The organism is Algoriphagus sp. SE2, from assembly GCF_039563885.1.
GTDB lineage: Bacteria > Bacteroidota > Bacteroidia > Cytophagales > Cyclobacteriaceae > Algoriphagus.
Window position 1 is genome coordinate 331,206 of the sequence record NZ_JBCLWJ010000003.1, and the last position, 25,518, is coordinate 356,723.

The 25,518-nt window shown below is 37.5% G+C and carries 21 protein-coding genes; 8 read left to right on the top strand and 13 right to left on the bottom strand.

Going from position 1 to position 25,518, the window contains the following annotated elements; translation table 11 throughout:
* Nucleotides 1-38: 38 nt before the first annotated feature.
* From ruvA to AAGF08_RS05540, 11 genes are all read right to left on the bottom strand, one after another.
* A complete protein-coding gene (gene ruvA / locus AAGF08_RS05490) occupies nucleotides 39-638 on the bottom strand; it encodes a Holliday junction branch migration protein RuvA (RefSeq protein ID WP_343510093.1) in 600 nt (199 codons plus the stop codon).
* Nucleotides 635-2,905, bottom strand: coding sequence for an NADP-dependent malic enzyme (locus AAGF08_RS05495; RefSeq protein ID WP_343510094.1), 2,271 nt, complete (start codon nucleotides 2,903-2,905; stop codon nucleotides 635-637). Before AAGF08_RS05495 ends, ruvA begins: the two co-directional genes overlap by 4 nt.
* A 22-nt stretch (nucleotides 2,906-2,927) precedes the next feature.
* Nucleotides 2,928-4,025, bottom strand: a complete 1,098-nt coding sequence (locus AAGF08_RS05500; protein WP_343510095.1) for a DUF4837 family protein — start codon at nucleotides 4,023-4,025, stop codon at nucleotides 2,928-2,930.
* Between the two features lie 121 nt (nucleotides 4,026-4,146).
* Entirely contained in the window at nucleotides 4,147-5,544 is a 1,398-nt protein-coding gene (locus AAGF08_RS05505) for a LysM peptidoglycan-binding domain-containing protein (protein ID WP_343510096.1), read from the bottom strand.
* Nucleotides 5,545-5,558: 14 nt separating this feature from the next.
* Nucleotides 5,559-6,986, bottom strand: coding sequence for an Asp-tRNA(Asn)/Glu-tRNA(Gln) amidotransferase subunit GatA (gatA, locus tag AAGF08_RS05510; RefSeq protein WP_343510097.1), 1,428 nt, complete (start codon nucleotides 6,984-6,986; stop codon nucleotides 5,559-5,561).
* A gap of 18 nt (nucleotides 6,987-7,004) precedes the next feature.
* Entirely contained in the window at nucleotides 7,005-7,202 is a 198-nt protein-coding gene (tatA, locus tag AAGF08_RS05515) for a twin-arginine translocase TatA/TatE family subunit (RefSeq protein ID WP_184492828.1), read from the bottom strand.
* Nucleotides 7,203-7,312: 110 nt separating this feature from the next.
* Nucleotides 7,313-8,560 (bottom strand): peptidoglycan DD-metalloendopeptidase family protein, encoded by a 1,248-nt coding sequence (locus AAGF08_RS05520; protein ID WP_343510098.1) that lies wholly within the window; start codon nucleotides 8,558-8,560, stop codon nucleotides 7,313-7,315.
* 5 nt (nucleotides 8,561-8,565) lie between these two features.
* Nucleotides 8,566-9,306 carry a DUF4292 domain-containing protein gene (locus AAGF08_RS05525; RefSeq protein ID WP_343510099.1) on the bottom strand — a complete coding sequence of 247 codons (741 nt, stop codon included), beginning with the start codon at nucleotides 9,304-9,306 and terminating at the stop codon, nucleotides 8,566-8,568.
* A complete protein-coding gene (locus AAGF08_RS05530) occupies nucleotides 9,299-11,026 on the bottom strand; it encodes a tetratricopeptide repeat protein (RefSeq protein WP_343510100.1) in 1,728 nt (575 codons plus the stop codon). The genes AAGF08_RS05525 and AAGF08_RS05530 overlap by 8 nt, the downstream gene beginning before the upstream one ends.
* A gap of 162 nt (nucleotides 11,027-11,188) precedes the next feature.
* Complete coding sequence (locus AAGF08_RS05535; protein ID WP_343510101.1) at nucleotides 11,189-12,697, bottom strand: polysaccharide biosynthesis C-terminal domain-containing protein; 1,509 nt, start codon at nucleotides 12,695-12,697, stop codon at nucleotides 11,189-11,191.
* 15 nt (nucleotides 12,698-12,712) lie between these two features.
* A complete protein-coding gene (locus tag AAGF08_RS05540) occupies nucleotides 12,713-13,498 on the bottom strand; it encodes an enoyl-CoA hydratase-related protein (RefSeq protein WP_343510102.1) in 786 nt (261 codons plus the stop codon).
* A 213-nt stretch (nucleotides 13,499-13,711) separates the two neighbouring features.
* On the opposite strand from AAGF08_RS05540, the gene AAGF08_RS05545 reads away from it, so the two are divergent.
* Nucleotides 13,712-15,166, top strand: a complete 1,455-nt coding sequence (locus AAGF08_RS05545) for an NADP-dependent isocitrate dehydrogenase (protein WP_343510103.1) — start codon at nucleotides 13,712-13,714, stop codon at nucleotides 15,164-15,166.
* A 106-nt stretch (nucleotides 15,167-15,272) separates the two neighbouring features.
* A complete protein-coding gene (locus AAGF08_RS05550) occupies nucleotides 15,273-16,562 on the top strand; it encodes a glycosyltransferase family 4 protein (RefSeq protein WP_343510104.1) in 1,290 nt (429 codons plus the stop codon).
* A 62-nt stretch (nucleotides 16,563-16,624) separates the two neighbouring features.
* Here AAGF08_RS05550 and AAGF08_RS05555 read toward each other — a convergent pair whose 3' ends face one another.
* Together AAGF08_RS05555 and AAGF08_RS05560 are read right to left on the bottom strand one after the other, a co-directional pair.
* Entirely contained in the window at nucleotides 16,625-16,801 is a 177-nt protein-coding gene (locus tag AAGF08_RS05555; RefSeq protein WP_343510105.1) for a hypothetical protein, read from the bottom strand.
* Between the two features lie 11 nt (nucleotides 16,802-16,812).
* Nucleotides 16,813-17,655: a VOC family protein gene (locus AAGF08_RS05560; protein WP_343510106.1), complete on the bottom strand. Its 843-nt coding sequence runs from the start codon at nucleotides 17,653-17,655 to the stop codon at nucleotides 16,813-16,815.
* A gap of 163 nt (nucleotides 17,656-17,818) precedes the next feature.
* On the opposite strand from AAGF08_RS05560, the gene AAGF08_RS05565 reads away from it, so the two are divergent.
* The 6 genes from AAGF08_RS05565 (at nucleotide 17,819) to AAGF08_RS05590 (ending at nucleotide 25,510) form a co-directional block, all read left to right on the top strand.
* A complete protein-coding gene (locus AAGF08_RS05565; protein ID WP_343510107.1) occupies nucleotides 17,819-18,958 on the top strand; it encodes a DUF819 family protein in 1,140 nt (379 codons plus the stop codon).
* A 532-nt stretch (nucleotides 18,959-19,490) separates the two neighbouring features.
* Entirely contained in the window at nucleotides 19,491-20,429 is a 939-nt protein-coding gene (locus AAGF08_RS05570; RefSeq protein ID WP_343510108.1) for an RraA family protein, read from the top strand.
* A gap of 25 nt (nucleotides 20,430-20,454) precedes the next feature.
* Nucleotides 20,455-21,732 carry a mandelate racemase/muconate lactonizing enzyme family protein gene (locus AAGF08_RS05575; protein WP_343510109.1) on the top strand — a complete coding sequence of 426 codons (1,278 nt, stop codon included), beginning with the start codon at nucleotides 20,455-20,457 and terminating at the stop codon, nucleotides 21,730-21,732.
* 90 nt (nucleotides 21,733-21,822) lie between these two features.
* Complete coding sequence (locus tag AAGF08_RS05580) at nucleotides 21,823-22,749, top strand: RraA family protein (protein ID WP_343510201.1); 927 nt, start codon at nucleotides 21,823-21,825, stop codon at nucleotides 22,747-22,749.
* Between the two features lie 95 nt (nucleotides 22,750-22,844).
* Nucleotides 22,845-24,329, top strand: coding sequence for a mandelate racemase/muconate lactonizing enzyme family protein (locus AAGF08_RS05585; protein ID WP_343510110.1), 1,485 nt, complete (start codon nucleotides 22,845-22,847; stop codon nucleotides 24,327-24,329).
* Between the two features lie 95 nt (nucleotides 24,330-24,424).
* Nucleotides 24,425-25,510 carry a bile acid:sodium symporter family protein gene (locus tag AAGF08_RS05590; RefSeq protein ID WP_343510111.1) on the top strand — a complete coding sequence of 362 codons (1,086 nt, stop codon included), beginning with the start codon at nucleotides 24,425-24,427 and terminating at the stop codon, nucleotides 25,508-25,510.
* Nucleotides 25,511-25,518 lie beyond the last annotated feature (8 nt).

Consider the following 25,518-nt stretch of genomic DNA (forward strand, 5'->3'; position numbering starts at 1 on the left):
AAAGTCAGTAACTTCCGAAAGTTCAATGCAGCTTCAAATTATGGTGTCTTTAAAGATGCTTTAATTAATTCTTCTAAAGAAATTTCTCCTGTGGTTTTTTTCATGACAGCGGTGATGTTTTTTTCTGCGGCTGCTTTTGGAAAACCGAGAGTTATTAAAGCTTTCAACGCTTCTTCACGAACTTTATTGTCGGACCTTAGGAAACCAAATTGAGAATTGGAGGAGTCAGAACCTGAGGTTTTTCCAACTTTATCTTTCAACTCCAATATAATACGCTGTGCAGTTTTTGCACCTATTCCTTTGACACGCTGAATGGTGGCTACGTCTCCAGACAAAATAGCATGCTCAATTTCTTCAGCACTTAAAGAAGATAAGATCATCAGTCCAGTATTTGGACCCACCCCATTAATGGATATTAAAAGTAAAAAAAGCCTTTTTTCATCTTCTTCTTTAAATCCATAAAGGGTATGTGCATCCTCTTTAATATGGAGAAAGGTGAGGAGTTTGATCTGCTCCTCATCCTTTATTTTACTGTAAGTCTGAAGTGATATTTTTACATGGTAACCAATTCCTCCAACATCAATAATGACATAAGTAGGATCTTTAAATACTAATTTTCCACTTAGATAGTCTATCATAAATTTTGGGCAGATTGAGCGTCAACAACAGCTACAGCTACCATATTAACGATTTCTCTTATGGAACTTCCTAATTGAAGAATATGAACGGGTTTATTCATTCCCAACAAGATTGGGCCTATAGCTTCAGCATTCCCCAGTTCAGCGAGTAATTTATATGCAATATTTCCGGAACTCAAATCAGGGAAAATAAGTGTGTTAGCTCTTTTGTTTATCAGTTTTGAAAAAGGATACATTTCCTTTTGAATTCCATCATTGAGGGCAACATTAGCTTGCATTTCTCCCTCGATAATCAAATCAGGATATTTTGCTTTTGCCATAGCTGTTGCTCTTGCCATTTTATCAGGAATATCTCCTTTTGCAGATCCAAAATTTGAATAGGAAAGAACAGCTATTCTAGGTTCAATATTAAAGAATTTTACAGCTTCAGCGGTAAGCCCGATAATCTCCACTAATTCTTCAGCCGTTGGATTCAGGTTGACTGTAGCATCGGCAAAAAAGTAGGGCCCTTTATCAGTATTCATAATGTACATACCAGTTACACGTTTTGTTCCTGGTCTTACACCAATAGTATGTAGAGATGGTAATACAGTTTTAGGATAATCTCTAGTGAGTCCTGAAATGAATGCATCAGCAAGTCCGGTCTCTACCATCATTGCACCAAAATAGTTACGCTGGGTTACTAACCTTTCAGCGTCTCCATAAGTCATACCTTTTCTTTGACGTTTTTTGAATAGAATTCCTGCAAATTGAGAAAGTTTTTGAGTGTCTTCAAGAGGATCAATGATCGATACATTGTGAAGATCCAAGGAGTTTTCTTCAATTAAGGTTAAAATTCTTTCCTTGTTTCCAAGCAGAATTGGGATAGCTATTTTTTCGTCTTTTATGATCTGGGCAGCCTTTAATATTTTTCTATTGTCGGCTTCTGCAAATACCACCCGCTTTGGATCTTTCTTCGCTCTGGCAATTACCACAGACATCAGTCTTTGATCAATTCCTATTCTTTCCTGAAGTTCTAGTTCATACGCATCCCAATCCAAGATAGGCTTTTTAGCTACACCAGATTCCATCGCAGCTTTGGCGACAGCAGGTGCTATAGTCGTAATTAATCTTGGATCTAATGGTTTTGGAATTAAATAAAATCTCCCGAAGCCTAGCTTATCCTCTCCATAGGCTTTGTTAACAATATCTGGTACAGGTTCCTTTGCAAGTTTTGCGATAGCATGAGCAGCTGCAAGCTTCATTTCTTCCGTAATAGCAGTTGCTCGCACATCCAAAGCTCCTCTGAAAATATAAGGAAAGCCCAAAACATTATTTACTTGATTAGGGTGATCAGAGCGGCCAGTTGCCATAATAAGATCTTCTCTTGCCTCAATTGCTTGATCATATCCTATTTCTGGATCTGGGTTTGCTAAGGCAAAAACAATTGGGTTTTTTGCCATTAATCGTAATTGATCTTGGCTTACAATATTCCCTGCGGAAAGTCCTAAAAATACGTCAGCTCCGGCCATTGCGTCACTAAGAGTGTATAAGTCTCTATCTGTACAAAACTCTCTTCTGATATCATCTAAGTCAGTTCTGTCTGACCTTAAGATCCCGTCTTTGTCGCAGAGGACAATGTTTTCTTTTTTGATACCCAGAGAAACATAAAATCTAGTACAAGATATTGCTGCCGCCCCTGCGCCATTTACTACAAGAGAAATTTCGCTAATATCTTTGTTTACTAATTCAAGCGCATTTAATAAGGCTGCACCTGAAATAATAGCCGTGCCATGCTGGTCATCATGCATGACAGGAATTTTCATTTCCCTTTTTAAAGTCTCTTCAATTTCAAAACATTCAGGTGCTTTGATATCTTCAAGATTGATTCCTCCAAAAGTAGGTTCCAGAGACTTGATGATCTGAATTAATTTTTTGGGATCTTTTTCGTTGATCTCAACATCAAAAACATCAATGCCTGCGAATTTTTTAAATAGAACACCTTTTCCCTCCATTACAGGTTTAGATGCTTCAGGGCCAATATCCCCAAGTCCCAAAACAGCGGTACCGTTGGAAATAACTCCTACCAGATTACCTTTTGCAGTATATTTATATACATTTTCTACATCAGCTGATATTTCTTTACAGGGCTCAGCTACTCCCGGTGAATAGGCGAGTGCCAAATCCATTTGACTGGAAAGAGGCTTGGTTGGAATCACTTCAATTTTGCCGGGTGTACCTTGTGTGTGATAATTGAGTGCGTCCTCTTTGCGAATTTTAATTGCCATAAAAGCTCTAAGTTAGTTTGGGTCAGGACCCCTGCTCTTCTGTCCAACTAACATCAGTATTTAAAAGGATAGTTTCTACTTCTCGAAGTGCGTCTCTATGAACTTCATTTGGATAGAATACAAAACCTTCCATGTAATACAATTTTCCTTTCTTTTCATCGACCATGATGTACCCCAAATAGGTGCCTCCCATGCTCAAATTGTTAGTTTTCCAGGAGCCCCTAATTTCTGTCGTAAAATTATCATTTATCACCATGTTTCGGAAAGCTGGAGGGATTTGTTTTTCGGAAACCATAAAAGAACTTGGATCATCGGGATCTCCGAAGATCTCTTCTTTAGTGATTTCATCTCTTAACTTTACAATGTTTTCAGGGAAAGTTTGTTCCTCGCTGGTGTAATCAGTTTCATAAAAAAATAAGCTTATATCCGCTCTATTAGCAGTAGGAGTAGGTTGTCTTAACCATACAAAGCCAGGTTTACTTTTAGCTACCTGATAAGAAGCCGGTACATTTACATCAATTCCAAGGTTCTTTTTTGTTTCCGCTGATGCAGCAGAATTTTTTCTAGCTAGGATTATTTTTTCTAATCTTCCTCGCTCTCTAACTTCAAAAAGATTAATTAGTCGAGCCTTGTTCTTCTTAAGGTTAGCAACAAGCTCTTCTTCATTATTTCCGAAAAGATATAGGACCTCTTGCCCAATAGCATATTCATCCTCCATACGTAAGGTATAAAGAGAAGGGTCAGCCTGGGCTTTTTCTTTCGATTCCTTAGAAAATTGTGAATTTATAACTTGGCTTGCAGCCCCCTTATCGTCAAAAGTTGTTACGTAAATCAGGTTAGTGGACATTTTGAGCATGCGGGTCATTGCTCTTGGATCAACTCGATTTACCTTGAATCTCGACTCAGATCGTATCATTCCTGGAAGATCTGCTTCAAATATGTCTTTTAATTCCTCTCCAACAGGCCCCGCCCATTTTGCAGAGTCAATCACAAGTATAATTTCACCTATTGTACCTCTTGCTTTAGGTTTAGAACTGTCTGGTCTATTCGGATCATTTTCACAGGAAGTAAGGTAAAAACCAAGACTAATTAGTAAGAAAATATATTTTAGAGCTCTCATATTCGAATGAAAATTATTTTGTAATTCACTTGTCAAACTTAAAAATAAGGATTCTGATTTACTTAAAAATTTAAAATGAGTTAAAATCCCATTTATAAAAATATCAAAACAAACTAGAGATTTAACCAATAATTAGCTTTTGTCCCGGTTTAATATTGTTGCTATTTAAATTATTAAGCCTTTTTATTTGCTCTATAGTAAGACCCGCATGTTTTCTGGAAATAATCCAAAGTGAATCCCCGGGCTGAACGATATAGAGTAGTTGCCCGGAAGAATTTGTCCTTGTTTCGCCAAGGGCTTGCGTGTTTCCAGAATAGATCGTTAAGTTTTGTCCTACCCGAATTAAGTTTGAATAAAGGTTATTCCAGGATTTTAACTGGGATACCGTTACACCATGTCTTGATGCTATTTTACCCAACACATCTCCAGACCGGACTTTATAAGTGATTGCATTTAATTCAACTTCCTCTTTTTGACTTTCTAAAGGTTCTAAAACAAGTTTACCATTATCTGTGAGATAGGTAGTAGGGGTATTATTCAAAGAATCACTTAGCCAAGCTAAGTTTTGTTTTATGAAAGAAGCTTTAGACTTTGGGATATTTAGTGCAATACTTTTATTGCTTTCAGAAACTTTTCCACGTCTGATTGAAGGATTTAAGGCTTCCAAATCTTTGACACACAGGTCAGTCAATTCTGCTAATTTTGTAAGGTTTAAAGCTCTATCAAATCTGATTTTTTCAGAGACTTGATAATATGTTGGATCCTCTAAATTCAAGTTATGTTCTTCTAAATGACTTAAAATATAAAGCATCGCTTGTACTTGGGGAACATAGCTCCTAGTTTCTCTTGGAAGATAATTATAAATTCCCCAGAAAGTCTTCTTACCTCCAGATCTTCGAATTGCCTTTCTGACATTACCGGGGCCACAATTATAAGCTGCCATGGCAACTTCCCAGTCACCAAACATGCGATAAAGAGATTTCAAATATTTAGCTGCTGCATCAGTAGATTTTTCGGGATCCATTCGATCATCTATCTCATTGTTAACATACATATTGTACATTCTTCCTGTAGCAGGCATAAATTGCCATAAACCAACAGCTCCCACTCGAGATCTAATCTGAGGGTCCAATCCAGATTCAATAATTGAAAGATATTTTATTTCTACTGGCATTTCATGCTTCTTGAGCGTTTCATCAAAAAGATCAAAAAAGAGATCTTTTCGTGCCAAAACCATCCTGGTATAGTCTCTATTTCTAACAGTGAAATATTGAATAAATGAAAAAATCCGATCGTTTAGTTCAAAAGCCAATTCGGAATCCATTTTGGAAATCCGTTCTTCTACCTCAGCATATGTAAAATCAGGGATATATTCATAGTGATAATTAGGGATTACTTCCTCTTGAGAAAAAGAATTACTTACTAAAATCTGGTCGTCCTCCTGCGAAAGAGCCTGAGACAAGGGTATCAAACTGGCAAAGATTACGAGTATGAAAGATATGTTCCAGATTTTATTCATAGGTAGATAACTTTTTAAGAGGTGAAATCACGTAAGTAATTACTGAATGCAAATAATTCTGCTTCTTTAAATGAGTTGCAGATTACCTGTAAGCCTATTGGCATTCCATCTTGATCTTTTCCGTTAGGAATTGAAATCGAAGGCACTCCCGATACGGATGCTTGAACTGTGAATAAATCCTCCAAGTACATTGCAACCGGATCACCGCTATGATCCCCAAACTTAAACGCTGTAGATGGTGTAGTTGGCATTATAATATAATCAAAATCATTTAAAAGATTTTCAGTAAAATCTTTAATTAACCTTCTGACCTTTTGAGCTTTTGTAAAATAAGCATCATAGTAGCTTGCACTCAAAACAAAAGTTCCAAGCATTATTCTTCGCTTAACTTCTTCTCCAAATCCCTCACTTCTTGTTAGCTTATACATGCTTTCCAAATTATGAGCATTTGGGCTTCTATACCCATATTTAACTCCATCAAAACGTGATAAGTTTGAAGAAGCTTCAGCGGTAGTCAGAATATAATAGGTAGGTAGAATATAATCAAGTAACGGGAAATCCACTTCTTCAACTTCATGTCCTTCATTTTTAAGCTTTTCCAAAACTGAAAGCGTATTGGTTCTAATTTCCGCTTGCAATGAATTTGATTCAATTGTTTCTTTTAAATAGGCAATCTTGGCCTTTTTTTCAAAATTAAGAAGTTGGCTAAATGGAAGAACGGGCTTCCTTGAAGATGTACTGTCAAATTCGTCATGACCTGCCATTATTTCCAATAATAAAGCGGCATCTTCTATATTTCTGGTAAATGTACCTATGGTGTCAAAAGAGGATGCATATGCTATTAATCCCCATCTGGAAATCCTAGAGTAAGTAGGTTTCATTCCAATTACTCCAGTAAAAGCTGCAGGTTGTCTAACGGAACCTCCTGTATCAGTTCCTAATGAAGCAGTGCAAAGATTTGCCTGAACGGCGACAGCGGAACCTCCAGAAGACCCTCCTGGTACGCGGTTTTCATCTAAAGCATTTAATACTTTGCCATGAGCGGAATTTTCATTAGAACTGCCCATGCCGAATTCATCGCAATTAAGTCTGCCGATAATTATCGCATCTTCATCAATCAGTCTTTTAATTGCTGTAGTGGTGAACTGTGACTCGAAACCTGAAAGAATTTTTGAAGAGGCATTGGATTCATGACCAGAATAGCAAAGAACATCTTTAATTCCGACTACCATTCCAGCTAGCTTTCCTGCTTTTCCTTCTGAAATTTTTTGATCAACAATATCTGCTTGTTCAAAAGCAGATTGCTCATAAACTTCAACGAAGGCGTTTAAATGCGCCTTCGTCTTAATGTTTTGAAGATAGTGATTGACGATTTCTCGACAATTAGCTTCCCTTTTTTCGAGCGATTTTTTGATTTCGTCGAATGAAATAAATTTTTCCAAAGCTATTGGCTTAAGGGATTACTTTTTCTTGTCCTTCAGTCCTTCTTCGAGATCGTTCTGAATATCTTTCGTTGCGTCTTTAAATTCTCTGATACCACGGCCTAAACCGCGCGCTAATTCAGGTATTCTCTTAGCACCAAATAAAAGGAGGATGACAAGTATTATCAATACTATTGAACCACCGCCCATATTTTGAATGAAACCCAATGTAGTCATGATGATTTATGTTTAAGGGTAAATGTGTTACAAAGATATAACTGTCTTCTGCTTACACAAAGTAAACGGTCTAGAGTTATTCTTTATTTATAAATATACGATAATTTAAACTATTTGGACGTAATCCAAGTCGCCGGATCCATTACGTTCAATCCTTTCCATGTTTGAAAATGAACCTCAGCTTGTCCATCTGGACCCGTAGCAACCTGACCAATAACGTCTTTTGACCTGATAGATTGTCCTGATTTTACAGAGATGGTTTTAAGCTTACTATACATGGTATAATATTCGCCATGTTTGATAATTACTGTTCCTCCAAAACCAGGCATTGTAGTGATTTTAGTGACAGTACCATCAAAAACAGACCTTACGTTTGAATTAGGCTGGGTTCGAATGTCAATCCCATCGCTATCCATTGTAATTCCTTTTAAGGTAGGGTGGGGGTAAGTTCCGAAACCCTGTGCTATGAATCCAGTCTCTACAGGCCAAGGGAGTCTGCCTTTATTTCCTGCAAATGAACTGGACAGAGCAGCAACTTCTGGCGTCATCGGCATGCTATTTCCCGCACTTTTTGTTGTATTACTATTTGTTTTTTTAGCAGCTGCTTCAGCAAGCCTGATCTCTTCTTCGATCACCTGCTTTATCATACGGTTTAGTTGGTCCTGTTGTTTTTTTGTTTCGGCAATTTGTTTTTGAATATCCTTTTCTTTTTTCGAAAGATTATTTACAATGCCCTGTTGCTCTTTTCTCGCTTGGTCAAGTGCTAATTTTTCTAATCTCTCTTCTTCAAGAACTTTCTCTTTTTCGGCTCGCTTTTCATCCAAAGAAACCTGCTCTTGAGCAAGTTGGACACTGACTTTTTCTATTTGTTCTGCCTGTTGTTTCCGGTTATCAGTATACTGCTTCAAATATTTTAACCGCATATATAGCTGATTAAAACTACCAGAACTGAAGACAAAAGAAACTATGGATAGTCCTCGATTTAGCTTGGAAGTGTTATAGATCATTCTTGCATATTCTGATTTCAAATCTTTTAATTCCTGCTCAAGTTTCTTGATTTTGGATTCTGTTTCCCGGATTTCTTGATCCAATAGTTTTATTTCCCGATCAAGTGTATTCACTAATCTTGACTGAGTCTGTACTTTCTTAATTACAGCATTCAGTTCTCCAATAGAATTCTTTTTTATTGCTGTAGTTTGTCTTAGGATTTTGTCAAACTCTTTCAGTCGTTCCTGAACCTCAGCTTTTTCACGCTCTAAATGCTCTCTTGTCTTTTTCGTTTGAGCTGGAAGTTCAGAGAAAATAAGGCAAAAGAAAGAAAAGATTACTGTTGAAATAATAAAGAATTTCCTACTCATTGAGATCAAAATCTGAATGGGAAAGATAATGGACCAGAATTAGGGTCAATCGAATTCCATTCAATGTTAATAATTGTGTTTTGCCCGCCTTCCGGTAATTGATAGGCTAATTTGTATAAAACCTCAAAAGGAAATGGCTGTGAATTCACCTCCTGAAAATTGGGGAAACTTGCTAATAAGGATCCTCGATCATTTAGAGAATTACTAACCAATTCTGAAACTTTTCTAGTACCAACATCTACTTTACTGAAGTATCTAACCTTGTCTCTCACTTGAGTAAGCTCAAAAGCTTTACCAACTCTCACCAGTCTGTCTTTATAATCAAATGGAAGTGGAGGATTTGCCCAAAGTATATTTTGAAATAAATCAAGAGATAATTTCAAACCGTAAATGGTTTCAAACTCTTGAAAAGTAAGATTAACATCCTCTTTTCCTATTCTATCTTTTATCTGAATTTTTTCCTGAGTAATTAAACCTCTAACAGCTTCCATTCCTAAACCTGGTGAAATCGTAAACCACAAAATACTGTCTTTTTTGGCACGCAAATTCAACGAACCACGAGTGACTTTTCCGGACTCTTCCTCAATAACGATTTTAGCTTTTGCTGATAAAAATCCATAGTCATTGTAAATAGGTGAAAAGTCCTCCATTTTTCCATTGCTTTGGTACACTACATTTTTTTTAGCGCAGCCTGATAAAAATCCAAAGACTAACAGAACTGTAAATCCTGCAAAAAGCTTATTCATGATATTTTCCTTCTTTAATTTTTTGTGGAAGTTTATCTGACGCTTCCGGACTATTTTCAGCCTTTTTCCAATAACTGAGCGCCTCAGACTTTCTTCCTAAATGGTATAAAATATCTCCATAATGTTCCAGCATTATCCCGCTTGGCTCAGCTTCATTCTCCAGTGCGAGATCCATATATTTCTTTGCACCTTCATAATCCCCAATTTGAAATAATACCCACGCATGTGTATCAAGGAAAGTGCCATTATTTGGAAATCTTTTAACAACTTTTTCTGACATGGATTTGGCTTTCTCCAAATCACGTTTTTCTATTGATAGAAAATAGGCATAGTTATTTAAAACTTGCTCATCATTCGGATTCAGTTTGATAGCATTATCAAAGTTTTCGAATGCTTTATCCTTCATTCCAAGGTTGTAGTAAGCATTTCCTAAAGCTCCATAAATAGCCTGATCAAGCCCCAGGTTTTTTCCTGCATTCAACTCCATAGATTTCTCAAGTGAAACTACTGCTGAGGAATCCTTTTTACTTGCATTTTTTATAACACCGTCATAAAACCAGAATTCTGGTCTTTCTGGGAATTCATCAACACCCATGATTGTGAATTTTTCAACCTCAGAAAAGTCTGCACTTTCACCAAAAGAATTCGTAATTACCTGTTCTAATAATTCTGCATTGCTTGGGTTAATCATCAACGATTCCTTGAAGTACTCCAAAGCCTCTTCTTTTTCACCATTTTTCAGTCTCCTTTTGCCTAACACAGAAAAAACAGAAGCATCTTGAGGATGATTCTTGAGCATTAAAAACTCTAGTTTATCCAACAAAGAATCTCTCTCAGAAGTCTGCATTTCATTAATAATAGACTCAAATGCTTTTGCTTCTACCACGGGGTCTAAATCCGGGTTTGAAAATGCGGTAATAATTGAGTTTTCAGAAGCTTTGCGATTCCCTTGCTCTTTTAATAATGTGTAGGCGGCCATGTGAAGCTCAGGCTGATTTGGGAACTTCTTGCTTTCACTTTGAACAAGGCTTAAAGCCTCGTCCAACCTGTTGTTATTATATAGGATTTCTACAAGATTGATTACATAATCAGGGGTTCCTGATTTAGCTTCTATCAAGCGTTTTCCTTCTTCAATTGCTTTATCAAGATTGTTTTTTCTTAGATAAATTCGTTGTTTTTGAGTTGTGATAGGTTCCATTACTCCATAATAATCCTCAGCTCGATCCAAAACCACAAGAGCCTTATCAAACTCTCCAGCATTTAAATAAATGGATGCTAAATCAAGATTATATTGCTGATTATTTTCCCCATCAGAGGTTAATCTATCTAGTATTTCCGCGGCTTTCAAAGGTTGCTTCAGATCTGAATAGATTTCAGCTACCATTAAAGCATAGTATTTATTCTCAATTTCTAAGTTTGTCGCTTTTTCGGCGTATGGAAGTGCTTTCTCAGGTTTATTACCTCGTAATAACACTTCAGCGATTTTGTAGTTGATCGCAGGCTCTTCCGGTGAAAATTCCAAGGCCTTTTGTAGATAAAAATAGGCTTTATCTAATTCACCAAGAACCAGATATTTCTCGCCTTCAATGAAATAACGGGTGCCTTTTGCCTCAGTCTCCTGAGCCTTTCTCTCTTTCTTGGAAAGTTTTTCCTGTGCTATCCCAACAAATGAGGTTAAAAACAGGAAAATCGATATAATAAGGAATTTATTGAAAATCACAGGTAATAAGGGGCTTCGTCAAACGGGTACAAACATAATGCCTTTTATGCAATTTGGCAGGTAAATGAGGTAAGGATATAACTCAAATGACTTTCTGTCTATTTGAATATTAAAAGAATAACGACTTTCTGTCAAAATTGATCCCAATAGATGAAAAAAAATCTACCTCGGCTCAGAGTTAGATTTAAAATAAGTTTTAAGTTGGTCTTTTTCCAAGACCCAAATAATTCCCATAAATAATAGAATCAAGCTGTTTTTTAATAAAAAACTAAGCATGGGACTCCCTAATTCTAAATAAAACCCTGCATAACTAATTAAAAATGCCAAAATAAGGAAAAAGATATCCTTACCTGTTTGATAAGGAATCGGATAAAATTTTTGTCCATATGAGTAACATAAAACGCACATGATTAAATAACACCCTAAGGTACTTAAAGATGCTCCGAAAAAGCCCCAAATAGGAACTAGAGCCCAGATTATTGCTATTGAAACCAATGCCCCAATTAGAGTAATCCAGAAGCTGTATTTAGTCTGATCTGTGATTTTGAACCAAATGGATAGGTTGAAATAAACACCTAATAAAAGATAGCCCATCAATAAAATTGGTACAATAAACAGCCCCTCTTCATATCCTGGTCTCCTGAGAAATAAAGGACCTATCCAATGAAGATTAACTGAAATGGCAATCATTAGAATAGTACAGAAAAGAATAAATGCATGCATCACTTTAGCGTACAGGATGGGTGAGTTTTTATCCGATGATTTTTTAAAGAAAAAAGGTTCTGCAGCATATTTAAATGCTTGAATTACCAAATTCATTAAGATTGCCAATTTAAAATTAGCCCCAAAAACCCCTGCTGCTTCCCGGCTTGAAAGTCCACTAAAGTAATTTTCGGGAAGTAGGTATTCAAATAATAATCGAGAAATAAGTTCGTTTGTGACGCCTGCCAAACCCATGAAAAGAAGAGGCAATGAGTATTTCCACATGGGGCGAATGATGGTACTGTTTAATTGGTATTGAAACATTCCAGCTTTCCACCAAACCCATGGTACTATCAATCCATTTGCAAAAAGATTTGCTAATAAAATGTATTCAACTCCCCAATCATTCCGGTAACCCCAAAACCCATCTTGAATGAAATCATTGCTGATCAAATAAGGGATTAGAATGATGAATATTAGATTGAATCCTACATTCAACAAGATGTTTAGGATTTTTGCCCCAGCAAAAGTAAATGCTTTATTATCTAGACGAAGTTTTGCGAAAGGAATCGCTAAAATTGCGTCAAAAGTCAATAATAATGCTGACCACCTGAATAAATAGGCTTGACCCGGATAGTCCATCCAATCCGCTAAAAGTGGAGCTCCCAAATAAAGGAATGATCCTAAAATAAGAGAACTCGTTAATAGTAATGATTGAGAATTGTTATAAACTTTTTTTGGATCTAGGTTTTTTCCTGTGGAAAATCTGAAAAATGCCGTCTCCATCCCATAGGTGAAGATGATATTCAAAAAACCAATTAAGGCATAGATACCCGTAAAAGCTCCTAAATCCTCTTTACTCAGGTAGGCTGTGTAAACAATAATAAGTAAAAAGTTGATGGACCTTCCCAGAATACTGCTAAGTCCGTAAACTGCAGTTTGGCTGGCAAGGTTTTTAAGATTACTCATAAGAGAGAATCGGATTTATTCTCCCTTGAAATTTGGTTTTCTTTTTTCAAGGAATGCAGTTGTCCCTTCTTTATAGTCTCCTGACTTGACACATCTGGCAAAGCTGTTCGCTTCAGTTTGGAATCCATTTTCATCTGATAAGTAAGCAGCATTAACACAATCTATAATCATGCCGATTGCCAAAGGTGCTTTACTTCCTATTTTTTTAACAAGTTCCTCTGCTTTATCCAGCGCATCTGATTTGGTAGGTAGCACATGATTTACCAAACCGAGTGAAAGTGCTTCATTTGCATCTATCATATCACCGGTCATCATAAGTTCATTAGCCTTTCCTCGGCCGATCAAAATAGTCAATCTCTGAGTACCTCCATATCCGGGGATGATTCCAAGATTTACTTCCGGTTGACCAAATTTAGCATTGGCTGTAGCAATTCTCATATGACATGCCATGGCTAATTCACAACCTCCTCCGAGCGCAAACCCGTTAGTTACTGCTACTACTGGTTTATGAAGGTTTTCAATCATACTGAAAATTTCCTGACCATTCTCAGCAAATTTCCGAGCATTTACCTCATTTAATTCAGCAATTTCACTGATATCGGCTCCTGCCACAAAAGCTCGTTCACCGGCCCCTGTGATAATAACTGCTTTTATTGATTTGCTGTCAGCAACTTCCTCGAATATTGCTTTTAACTCCTCCAGTGTAGCAAAATTTAATGCATTCATTTTCTCCTCCCGATTCACGGTCAAATAGAGAATGCTTTCCTTTACTTCGGTCAGAATATTATTGTACTCAGCCATAAAACGTAGATCTGTTTAAAACAAATATACAAGCAGGGTAGTCAATCCCAAATTTTGTGACTTAGAAAAATAATAGAATTAATGGTAACTGCCTGAATATATTTGTTTTACACCTATTAAATCATCTAAATTTTTCAATCCCAAAATTCCCTTCACCATTTTTATTACTTTTGTGAAAAATCAGTTTTAACTATATCCACTATTATATATACTATGTCTTCAAAAAGAAAAATCACAGTGGCCTATGGTGACGGGATCGGACCCGAAATCATGAAAGCTACATTGGCAATCCTCGAGGCTGCTGGAGCTCAATTGGAATACGATGTTATCGAAATTGGGGAACAAGTTTACCTGAAGGGTATTTCTTCAGGAATGGATCCAAACGCGTTTAAATCTCTCAGAGAGACCAAAGTATTTTTAAAATCACCTATTACAACGCCCCAGGGTGGAGGATTCAAATCCCTGAATGTAACTACTCGAAAGTCTTTTGGCCTTTTTGCGAATGTGCGTCCTTGTCGGGCATTTTCTCCTTTTGTGCGCACTCATTTCCCAAAGACTGATATGGTTATCGTAAGAGAGAATGAGGAAGATCTTTACGCCGGAATTGAACATAGACAAACCCAAGAAGTCTACCAGACTTTGAAATTGATTTCTGAACCTGGATCAGAAAAAATTATCCGATATGCTTTTGAGTATGCCAAGAAAAACGGTAGAAAGAAAGTGACTTGTATGACCAAGGATAATATCATGAAATTGGCTGATGGACTTTTCCATAAGAAATTTGATGAAATTGCTAAGGAATATCCTGAAATCGAAAATGACCATAAAATCATTGATATTGGAACAGCTCTGATAGCTGAAAGACCTGAAATTTTTGATGTGATCGTAACATTGAACCTTTATGGAGATATCATTTCTGATGTCGCCGCTCAAGTTACTGGATCAGTTGGTTTGGGAGGTTCTGCGAATGTTGGAGAGGAAGTAGCTATGTTTGAAGCTATTCATGGATCAGCTCCTGACATCGCAGGAATGGGTATTGCAAACCCATCTGGATTATTAAACGGTGCCGTTATGATGCTCGTGCACATTGGTATGCCGGAAATGGCCGAGAAAATCTCAAATGCCTGGATGAAAACTTTGGAAGATGGAATACATACAGGTGATATTTATCAGGAGGGATTATCCTCAAAAAAGGTAGGAACTGAAGAGTTTGCTCAAGCTGTAATTGATAGATTGGGACAAAAGCCTACAAAAATGACTCCAGTAGTCTATGATAAAGAGGATACTGAACCAATGAAAATCACCCTATCTCCAAAGAAAAAAGAAAAGAAAGAACTAATAGGTGTTGATGTTTTCATCGATTGGGATGAGAATAATAGGGATTTCAATGTAATTGGTGAAAGATTAAGAAAGGCCAATGTAGATGGGCTACAATTACAATTGATCACCAATAGAGGAGTAAAGGTTTTTCCAGAAGGCATGAGAGAGACTTTCTGTACAGATCACTGGAGATGTAGATTTAAAACAGCTGATCAAAAGGTGATTACCCATGACATGGTTTTAGCTCTACTAAAGCAAATTCAAGAACTTGGCTTTGATTTTATTAAAACAGAGCATCTCTATACATTTGATGGTGTGAGAGGATATTCTTTAGCACAAGGAGAATAACTTGAAAAGGATATATTAGAAAGGGATTTGGGAGACCATTTCCCTTTTTTCTTTTCTTTTTTGGAATGTTAGTTCATTCATTGTTCTTATTATCTTGTCTATTTCTATGTCAAAAAGAGTTTTAATTATCACATATTACTGGCCCCCAAGTGGAGGGAGTGGTGTTCAGCGGTGGCTGAAATTTGCTAAATACCTTCCTGAATCAGGATGGGAACCAGTCATATTTACTCCTGAAAACCCTGATTTTGACTTGAGAGATGAAACTCTTTTAGATGAGGTTTCTCCGCATTTAGAGGTGATCAAGTTTCCGATTTGGGAACCCTACCAACTTCTGAATAAAATTCGGGGAAAAAAGAAAACACATCCAGGTAGGGTTTTGGAGCAGAAAGAGCAAGGTTGGATTGAAAAGGCTGCAATATGGCTCAGAGCAAATCTGATTATTCCTGACCCAAGAGTTTTTTGGGTTAAACCATCCGTGAAATTCTTGATGGATTTGGTGAAAAGTGGACAGTTTCAGGCAATCATTACTACCGGGCCTCCTCATAGCATGCATTTAATAGGAAGAGATCTGAAGCGAAAAACAGGCATAAGTTGGTTGGCTGATTTCCGTGACCCTTGGTCTCAATGGGAATTTTTAGATAAGCTTCCCATGCAAGCCATTGTAAGAAAAAGGCATTCCGATCTGGAAAAAACGGTATTGAAAGAAGCTGATGTTATTACCACCATTTCACCTACTTTTCAAAAAGATTTAAAGAAAATCGTTCCTAGGAAAATTGAACTTTTGACAAATGGATTTGACCCTTCAGATATTCCTGAAGGCTTTAAACCAGTGAAAAAGAAGCCTCGACAATTAAATCTTGTATACTCAGGGATCATAGATTCTATCCGAAATCCAATGCCTTTGTTAAAAGCGATGAAGGAGGAATTTAAGCCTCGTAAGGAGAATGTGTCTTTTACTTTTGTGGGCAGGGTAAGTGATTCTGTCCAAGAACAAATAGCGGCCGATTCTTGGTTAAAGCAACATGTTCATTTGGTTGGATATGTTTCCCATGAAGAAGTTTTTGGTTTTTATGAAAAAGCAGACGCTTTAGTTTTAATTCTAACCAATACTAAAAATGCTCAAGGGAATATTCCGGGGAAGTTGTTTGAATATCTAGCTACGGGGATTCCTGTTATTGCGTTAGGTGATCCGAACGGAGATTCTTCTGATATATTAGAGAAATGTGGAGCCGAAAAAGTAATTTCTCATCATAACCATGTGGAAATTCAAGTTCGCCTCAGAAAATTATTTGAAGGTGAAGACAAAGCTTCAAATTCTACTAGAATTAATGAATATTCCAGGAATAATCTCAGTCTACAATTAGCCAAATTGCTCGATGCAAATTCCCTTTCTTGATCTTTCCCGGATGGATTCTGAGTTGAAGGAAGTTTTGAAAAAGAAGTTTAATCAAAATGGTCCTACCAACGGTAACCTCCTCCATACAATCCAACATTCATAGATGGGGTTACTTTTACTCCGTAAGGTCCTCCTGAAAAATTCATCCCCACTCCGCCTGACAAATGCATGTTTGAACAGCTATGAAGAAATAGAGCCATACAAATAATTGAAGCTATAATTAATGTTTTTTTGAACATGGTTTCTAGATTTAAGGGTTATAAACTTGGACAGCTAAAGGAGCACCTGTAGGGTCCAAAAGCAAAGCGACAGAACCATTTCTTATATCGGGGCTAGGACTTATTAGTACTTGAGCTCCAGCACTTTTGGCTTTTTCTACTGTTGCATTTACATCGGCAACTCTGATGTAGGGTACCCAATGAGAACGTACGTTGGATGCTGGGTTTTGAAGCATTCCAGCACAATTTTGATCACCGTATTTAAAAATTGTGTAATCAATTTTTGCATTATTTGCCTTACTAGTAGTGTATCCAAAGACCGACGTGTAAAAATCTGCTGAATTACTTGGCTCATTAGACCATAGTTCTTGGCCTAAGAACGTATTCAATTCAGCGGGTTTATTTTCAGGGTCTCCGTTCGTTAATTTAATAAGTGAAATATGAGCTCCTTGTGGGTCTTGAATAAATGAAATAACTCCGCGGTTATCCACGTTGGTTGCTTTTTTCAAGATTTTGCCCCCATTGTTTTTGGCAGTCATTGATGCTTGTTCCACGTCTGGAACAGAAATGGCACCGATCCATTCACCAGTACTATTTTCACTTTTATAATATGCCATTAAAGCAACGGGTTTTTCACCTTTTCTAAATACCCAGACTTTATCATTTCCTTCCCCAAAAGGAACAGCATCCCAGTCAAAAACTGATTTATAAAATCTTGCAGATGATTCGGGATCAGGTGAAGCTAAGTCATGCCATACAATCTTCCCGGGAGTATACTTAGAAGTGGAGATTTCGGATGAAATGGGAGGTGAAACTCCTGGAGTACATGCAAATAAGAAAACTGAAAGCAGTGTAATTAAAAAAAGGTTTTTCATTTTAAAAGAGTATTTGGATAGTTCATACTTAAATTCCTAGATCCAATAATTTCAATAAAATCACTGATCGGAACAGTCTGTTACTTTTAAAGCTTTCATTCAATTTAAATATATTTTAGACTTGGAATTCAATCTCGGACTGTTTTTTTATCTATTTTCCGTGATGACATGGATTAATGACCCAATATACGTGAGTGGGATGCTCTGTATGACAGTACTTTTTTCAGTATGGTTAGCTAAGTTTAAAGCAGGTAGAACTTTGGGAACTCCTATTTTAGTCATTATTATCACTGCCATCATAGCAAACCTTGGGGTCATTCCAACTGCTACTGCTGGGCATCCTATTTACGATAGCGTTTTCATATATATAGCGCCAATGGGGATTTTTATAGCACTTTTGGATGTGGATCTTAAAAGTGTGAAAAATGCTGGTTTTCCGATTTTATTGATGTTTGCAATTGGTGCATTGGGAACTATACTAGGTGTTTTGATAGCTTGGTTTGTCGTTCATCCGGAAATAAAAATTGGTCCATTGGCAAATGCAATAGCAGGAATGTACACAGGGACATATATTGGGGGAAGTATCAATTTTAATGCAGTGGCTCTTTCCTATCAAGTCAATGAAAATGCTGATTTGTTTGCAGCCACAACGGTAGTAGATAATCTTATTGGGACTCCTTGGATCGTGATTACCTTACTTTTGCCTAAATACCTTCAAAAGTTTTTGCCTAGAAAAAAGATTTTACCACCCAGTGGAGAAATAGGAGAGATAAAAACACAAGAGTCAATATCAATAGGATCATTGGCTACAATTTTTGGTATGGCATTTTTAGCAATTTCGATCTCAAAAGCTTTGAGTTATTATGTTCCCCAGATCCCTGAAATAATCACTTTGACCACATTAGCACTGATTTTGGCTCAATTTCCTATGATTCAAAAGGTCAAAGGAACACATACCATTGGTTTCTTTTTGATTCTTATTTTTTTAGCTGTTATCGGAACACTCTGTGATTTTAAAACTTTATCTGGAATTGGTGATCTAGCTGGTACGCTGATACTTTTTGTCAGTATTTTAATGCTAATCCATGGTTTGGTCATTTATGGTTTGGGAGCAATTTTAAAAATTGATTGGGATGTAATAACAGTTGCATCTCAAGCGAATGTTGGAGGAAATACAACTGCCCTAGCAGCAGCAGAGAGTTTAAATAGACCTGACTTACTAATTCCTGGAATTTTGGTTGGTAGTTTGGGAAATGCCTTAGGTACCTATGCAGGATTCTTTATTGCAGGGGCTTTAGGGTAATTGGGTTACTAATAATCATAAATCTTTGCAAAGTATGTACTTCCGAATATGGATTAAGTTTAGGTTGTATTTAAGAATTAGTCGCTTATCAATAGAATAGATCAGAGCCATTTTCTAAAATTGAAACTGTAAAGCATTTTTTATTAAGCCTTTTTGTCAGAGATCGAAACAGAAAAAAGGTTTCTCACAAACCTTGAAGTGAATTATGAAAATTATTCAGGCTAAAATTTTATCGAGAATATAATTATTGAACAGGAAATTTCTAGCCTAAAATAGGGCCATAGGTATTTGCAAAATGTCATAGATCTGATTTTCCAATTTTGATTCCCAGTTCTTTTACTTGAAAGTAGGTAGACTATATTAACAGATTGACTTACCCAAATTCAGAAAATTCAGTAAATTCAAAAAACTTAGGAGCCGGGATCTTTTCTCAAGGCCCTGATAACCTAGCTTCTAAAGTTTGGTGAAAAAGAAAGTGTTCTGATGGGTTTGGTCTATACTAAGCCTCATTTTATTAAAAAAAAGCATGATTATGATCAAGAATTTTACAATTACTCTTTCCTTATGCCTTTTTGTATTTTTTGGTGTAGTTGCTCAGCAAATTTCTAAAGAGGAGATGCTCTTTTTGACCCAAAAGTGGACCGGTGATAGATTTGAAGATGGTCGACCAAGAGTCTCTGATGATATCCTTAGGAGGATGAAAGAAGTAACTCATGATGAAGCATGGGCAGTGATGAAAAATGAAGGGTATCGTTATCAATATGCCGATGGTTGGGGACTGACAATCAATCCCGATAGTATATTGGTAGGAAGAGCATTGACGGCAACTTTTATGCCTGGGCGACCAGATATTCATGATGCTATCGATGAACGTGGTAAAAAAGAAGGTAAGAGAGGCCAAAATTCATGGCCGGTTGATTTATTACAACCCGGAGATGTGTATGTGGTGGATCAGTTTGGGATTCATAATGGAGGACCTACTATTGGAGATAATGTAGGAAATGCAATCTATGCCAAATCCGGAAACGGAATAGTTTACGATGGAGCAATCCGGGATATTGTTGGACTTAAAGAAATTGGGTCTTTTACTTCCTATGTTTCCAGTTATCATCCATCCCACCATAATCAGCCTGGGGATTTGAACACCATGTTGATTGGGATCAATAAACCGACTAGAATCCACCAAGTAACTGTAATGGCTGGAGACGTAGTACTAGGTAGAGATGGTGGAGTATCCTTTATTCCTGTTCATTTAGCTGAGAAAGTTGTAGTTACTTCAGAGGTAGTACGACTGAGAGATATGTTTGGTCACGAGAGAATAAGAGAAGGGAAATACACTGCTGGGCAAATTGATACCCGTTGGTCCGATGAAATAGAAAAAGATTTTTCACAATGGCTAAATGATCATATCGATGAATTACCGATTGCTAGAGAGCAGATACAGGAAATCTTAAAGAAAAGAACCTGGTAAGCATCAAATAAACTCAACTTCTATTATGGACAATAAAAAATCAAGAAGATCTTTTTTACAAAAAGGAGCAGCTTTAGGGCTAACCGGAGCTGGTCTTTTAACAAATTTTGGCTCAGGATTACAGGCAGCAGTTCAAAGACAAAATAATTATTCCAATCCCACAGATCTTAAAATCACAGATGTTAAATGCGGATTTGTACGTGGCGCTGTCTATGTAAAAGTATATACCAACCAAGATGTTTGGGGATGCGGGGAAGCAGTGGATGCTATCCATGGTTCATATTACTTAGTTAAAAGATTAGGAAATCAGCTTAAAGGTCAAAATCCACTAAATCCAAACCGATTAGCTGAGCAGCTAAGAAAAGGATCCTTTTTTGCAGGTGCCCAGTCCGGTGTTTTTGTAGCTGTATTGACAGCCATTGAAACAGCACTCTGGGATATTACTGGAAAAGTTTTCAATGTTCCGGTTTATCAACTTCTGGGAGGAAAATTCCGGGATAAAATCCGTGTTTACTGCGATACCGCCCTTTATACTTCTAGAAATCCAACACCTGAAAACTATGCTACAGCGGCAAGAGATGCTGTTTCTCGGGGATATAATGCGGTAAAATTTGATGTAGATGATGGAAGAGATCCCAACAAATATGATCGCTTTAACTGGACCGCTAGCCCTGCCGAGATAGATCGAATGTACAATGCAATCGCAGCAGTAAGGGAGGAAGTTGGGTCGAACATTGATATCTGCGTGGATATGCATGGCAGGTATGATGCGGTAACCGGAATGAAAATGGCGAAAATGTACGAGCCTTTGAATTTAATGTGGTTGGAAGAACCAGTGCCAGCAGATAACCCTGAAGTATATAAGCATATCACACAAGAAACGAGTACACCGATTTGTGCAGGCGAAAATATCTATCTCGCTTACGGATTTACCAAATTGCTTTCCGACGGTGCTTTGGATATTATCATGCCTGATTTACAAAAAGCAGGTGGATTAGGGGAAGCACAGCGAATTGCAAATTTAGCAAACCTTTATTATGTGCCTTTTTCTCCTCATATGGTTGCTTCGTTTTTGGGAGCCATGGCCAGTTGCCATGTTTGTGCTTCAGTTCCCAATTTCCAAATCATGGAATGGCAGATCTATATGGATAAGGATGATCTTTGGAAAGACATCGTGACTTACGATGGGCCAAGAACTGAAAATAGTTTTATCACCCTTTCAGAAAAGCCGGGAATTGGAGTCGAGATCAACGAGGAAGGCATGAAAAAATATGCAGTTCCAGAGATCCCATTCTTTGAATAATGAATACACCCCTAATCTTAGTTAGGAAAATTAATCAATAAACCTATCATACCCATGAACCCTAGAACTCTACAAAAATCATCTTTTTGTATGCTGTTTTTTACCTGTTTGTTTTTGTTTTCTTCGGGTAAAATAAAGGCTCAAAATGTTGGAGCCTCTCCAGAATACATCAAAGCACTGACATCTCAATGGACAGGAGAGAGATTTCCTGATGGAAGGCCAAAAGTTTCCGATTCTATTTTGGAACGATTGAAAAACATTTCCATAGAAGAAGCTTGGGGTGTTTTACGTAATAAAGGCTATCAAAACCAATACGAAGGAAACTGGCAAATCATGATTCCAGAGGAGACGATGACAGGCCGCGTTGTGACGGCTCAATACATGCCCCTAAGACCGGATCTGGAAAAGCAGGTCAAAGATCAAGGAGTGGAAAAAGAAGGAAGGTCACCGAATGGTGGAACTAATTCCTGGCCGATTGATATCCTGACGAATGGAGATGTTTATGTAGCAGATGGTTATGGGAAAATTGTCGATGGAACTCTGATAGGTGATAATCTTGGAAATGCAATTTTTGCGAAATCTCAGCGCGGGGTAGTTTTCAATGGTTCAGTAAGGGATCAAGAAGGTCTTTCTGAAATCGAGGGGTTCAATGCATGGATTAAAGGACAAGATCCTTCTTACATACAGCAGATGATGCTTACCTCAATCAATAACCCAATTAGAATTGGTCGAGCAACAGTGCTGCCAGGAGATATAGTATTGGCCAAAAAGTATGGAGTAATATTTATTCCGGCCTATTTGGTGGAGGAGCTGGTTTTGACCTCTGAAGTCACTGGGTTGAGAGATGAGTTTGGTCACCAAAGACTTCGTGAAGGTAAATATCTGGCAGGCCAAATAGATAGCCAATGGACTGAAGAGATCAAAAAAGACTTTCTGGATTGGTTGAATAACTATCCAGGAAAACTTCCAATGACAAAAGAAGAGTTGGATAACTATCTGAAAGAAAGAAATTATTGAGTTTAAAGAAGCTTTTTGGCTTTTGTAAACCCCTTTTAATCAGCTTGGATTTTCAGATATTCTAAAATTTTTGAGAAACAATTACCCAAGAAACTATGAAAAGTACCCTACAAAATCTGATTGAAAAAAATAAAATCCGCGAGCAGCAATACATCGCTCAACGCCAAGCGGAAATAGACAATCCCTTGACCAAGGATAATAGAAGGGATTTTTTAAAGAAAACTGCCTTAGGTGGTTTGAGTTTAACCGCTTTAATGGGACTTGGTATAGAAGATACAATTGCTGAGACAACTAAAAATGTACGCCGGGCCTCAGCACCATCGGACTTAAAAATTACAGATTTACGTTATGCGCATACTGCTGTAATGGGTGGAACTGCTATACTTCGAATTGATACAAATCAAGGAGTTTATGGGCTAGGAGAGGTAAGAGATGGGGCAGATCCTAAGTACGCCCTGATGCTGAAAAGCCGAATTTTGGGAGAGAATCCTTGTAACGTGGAGAAGATTTTTAAAATCATCAAGCAGTTTGGGGGGCAATCCCGTCAGGCAGGAGGAGTTTGTGGGGTAGAAATGGCTTTATGGGATCTTTGTGGGAAAGCATACAATATTCCCGCTTGGCAATTGTTGGGTGGAAGATACAGAGACTCTGTCAGGTTATATGCAGATACACCGGAAGCAAGTTCGCCTGAGGAGCAGATGAAGCTGATCAAATATAGAACAGAAGAGCAGGGTTATACCTGGCTAAAAATGGATGTTTCCATAGGTGAAATCATGGATATTCCAGGCTGTATTGTCAACCAAGAAATTTTTAAACAAGGGAAAAGTCAATGGCAAGGAGGCTATATGTCTTATGCAAATACAGCGCATCCATTCACTGGTGTTCAAATCACAGAAAAAGGGCTAGATGAACTTGCCAAGATTGTGGATCATGTGAGGGGAATGGTGGGATATGAAATTCCTCTTTCTACAGACCATTACGGACATTTTGATCTAAATAATTGCATCAGATTGGGCCAAGCCCTGGATAAATACAGGCTAGCTTGGTTGGAGGATATGGTGCCTTGGCAAATGTGGGAGCAACATAAAACCATTACCACAGCACTAAATACGCCAACTACCACGGGAGAGGATATTTATTTGCTTCAGTATTTCAAAGATTTGATCGATAATCATGCTGTAGATATTGTGCATCCTGACTTAGCTTCTTCAGGAGGTCTTTTAGAGACCAAGAAAATCGCAGATTATGCGGAAGAAAAAGGAATTGCAATGGCAATGCATCAAGCAGGAACACCAGTTTCTTTTATGGCAAATGTTCACTGCGCTGCAGCTACGCAAAATTTCCTTGCGCTGGAGCATCATTCAGTAGATGTTCCTTGGTGGGAAGATTTGGTGACAATGACTGGTGGAGGAAAAATGATTGATAAAGGATATGCACCGGTTCCTTTGGATGCACCTGGCCTAGGAATTGAATTAAATGAGGAGGTAGTAAAGGCTCATTTGCATCCTTCGGACCAATCTTATTTTGCACCTACTGATATGTGGAACGAAAAACGTTCACACGACAGAACTTACAGTTAAAGACCTATTTTACCTGTTGTTGACCCGAGAACTTGTTTAATAGCTAGTTTTCGGGTTATTTTCAAAAAAAAGCTTTTATCAAAAACACAGATATTTTGAATCCAAAAATTACTAAAACCTTATCCATATTGTCTGTAGTCCTATTCATCGCAGCTTTAGCTGTGAGTCTTTTCTCAGACATTTCACAAGCTGGATTTCTGTGGATAGGTTTCTTCTTTATTTGTGCAATCGCATTTTTGGGAACCCCGAAACTGAAGGGTTATGCCTATTCTATGATGATCTTTGGATCAGTGACTCTTGCATTATATTTCCCTCAATACTTTATAGAATACAAAGATTTTAAATTCAGTGAGTTGATAGTTCCTTTGATTCAGGTGATCATGTTTGGAATGGGGACTTCCATGAGTGTGAAGGATTTTTTGGGGGTAGTCAAAATGCCCAAGGGAGTATTAATAGGGGTTTTTTGTCAGTTTTCAATTATGCCATTTATAGGATTTGCTTTGGCCAAACTAAGTGGGTTTCCTCCTGAAATTGCTGCTGGAATGATTTTAATCGGGTGCTCCCCAAGTGGGATGGCTTCCAATGTTATGAGCTATTTGGCAAAAGCGAATCTCGCTCTTTCTATCACTGTAACTTCGATTACTACTTTATTGGCTCCTTTGGTTACTCCCTTTTTAATGGGATGGCTTGCCGGAGAATTTATTGCGATTGATGTGGTAGATATGATGTTTAGCATCGTGAAAATGGTTATTATTCCAATTGGTGCGGGTTTGATTTTTAATTATTTCTTGCAAGGGAAGTCCAAATGGCTGGATGATTTAATGCCAATTATTTCAATGGCTGCAATTGCATTGATTTTGGTGATAATCGTGGCAGCTGGAAGAGATAGCTTGCTGGATATTGGGCCGATTCTGATAATTATGGTTATCTCACATAATCTTGCCGGTTATGTACTTGGCTATTGGGCAAGTAGATTATTCAAACTTAGCGAGCGGGATTGTAGAACTATTGCTATAGAGGTAGGAATGCAAAATGGAGGCCTTGCCTCTGGAATTGCCAAAGAAATGGGGAAAATCGCAACTGTAGGTTTAGCACCTGCGGTATTCGGTCCATTTATGAATGTCAGCGGATCTATTTTGGCTTCTTATTGGCATAAAAAACCAATCGAAAATGAAAATTAAGAGTGCCT

Bases quoted from the DNA above. Each gene is read 5' to 3' on its own strand.
- ruvA (WP_343510093.1), bottom strand. From the start codon at position 638: ATGATAGACTATCTAAGTGGAAAATTAGTATTTAAAGATCCTACTTAT.
- AAGF08_RS05495 (WP_343510094.1), bottom strand. From the start codon at position 2,905: ATGGCAATTAAAATTCGCAAAGAGGACGCACTCAATTATCACACACAA.
- AAGF08_RS05500 (WP_343510095.1), bottom strand. From the start codon at position 4,025: ATGAGAGCTCTAAAATATATTTTCTTACTAATTAGTCTTGGTTTTTAC.
- AAGF08_RS05505 (WP_343510096.1), bottom strand. From the start codon at position 5,544: ATGAATAAAATCTGGAACATATCTTTCATACTCGTAATCTTTGCCAGT.
- tatA (WP_184492828.1), bottom strand. From the start codon at position 7,202: ATGACTACATTGGGTTTCATTCAAAATATGGGCGGTGGTTCAATAGTA.
- AAGF08_RS05520 (WP_343510098.1), bottom strand. From the start codon at position 8,560: ATGAGTAGGAAATTCTTTATTATTTCAACAGTAATCTTTTCTTTCTTT.
- AAGF08_RS05525 (WP_343510099.1), bottom strand. From the start codon at position 9,306: ATGAATAAGCTTTTTGCAGGATTTACAGTTCTGTTAGTCTTTGGATTT.
- AAGF08_RS05535 (WP_343510101.1), bottom strand. From the start codon at position 12,697: ATGAGTAATCTTAAAAACCTTGCCAGCCAAACTGCAGTTTACGGACTT.
- AAGF08_RS05540 (WP_343510102.1), bottom strand. From the start codon at position 13,498: ATGGCTGAGTACAATAATATTCTGACCGAAGTAAAGGAAAGCATTCTC.
- AAGF08_RS05545 (WP_343510103.1), top strand. From the start codon at position 13,712: ATGTCTTCAAAAAGAAAAATCACAGTGGCCTATGGTGACGGGATCGGA.
- AAGF08_RS05550 (WP_343510104.1), top strand. From the start codon at position 15,273: ATGTCAAAAAGAGTTTTAATTATCACATATTACTGGCCCCCAAGTGGA.
- AAGF08_RS05555 (WP_343510105.1), bottom strand. From the start codon at position 16,801: ATGTTCAAAAAAACATTAATTATAGCTTCAATTATTTGTATGGCTCTA.
- AAGF08_RS05560 (WP_343510106.1), bottom strand. From the start codon at position 17,655: ATGAAAAACCTTTTTTTAATTACACTGCTTTCAGTTTTCTTATTTGCA.
- AAGF08_RS05565 (WP_343510107.1), top strand. From the start codon at position 17,819: ATGACATGGATTAATGACCCAATATACGTGAGTGGGATGCTCTGTATG.
- AAGF08_RS05570 (WP_343510108.1), top strand. From the start codon at position 19,491: ATGATCAAGAATTTTACAATTACTCTTTCCTTATGCCTTTTTGTATTT.
- AAGF08_RS05575 (WP_343510109.1), top strand. From the start codon at position 20,455: ATGGACAATAAAAAATCAAGAAGATCTTTTTTACAAAAAGGAGCAGCT.
- AAGF08_RS05580 (WP_343510201.1), top strand. From the start codon at position 21,823: ATGCTGTTTTTTACCTGTTTGTTTTTGTTTTCTTCGGGTAAAATAAAG.
- AAGF08_RS05585 (WP_343510110.1), top strand. From the start codon at position 22,845: ATGAAAAGTACCCTACAAAATCTGATTGAAAAAAATAAAATCCGCGAG.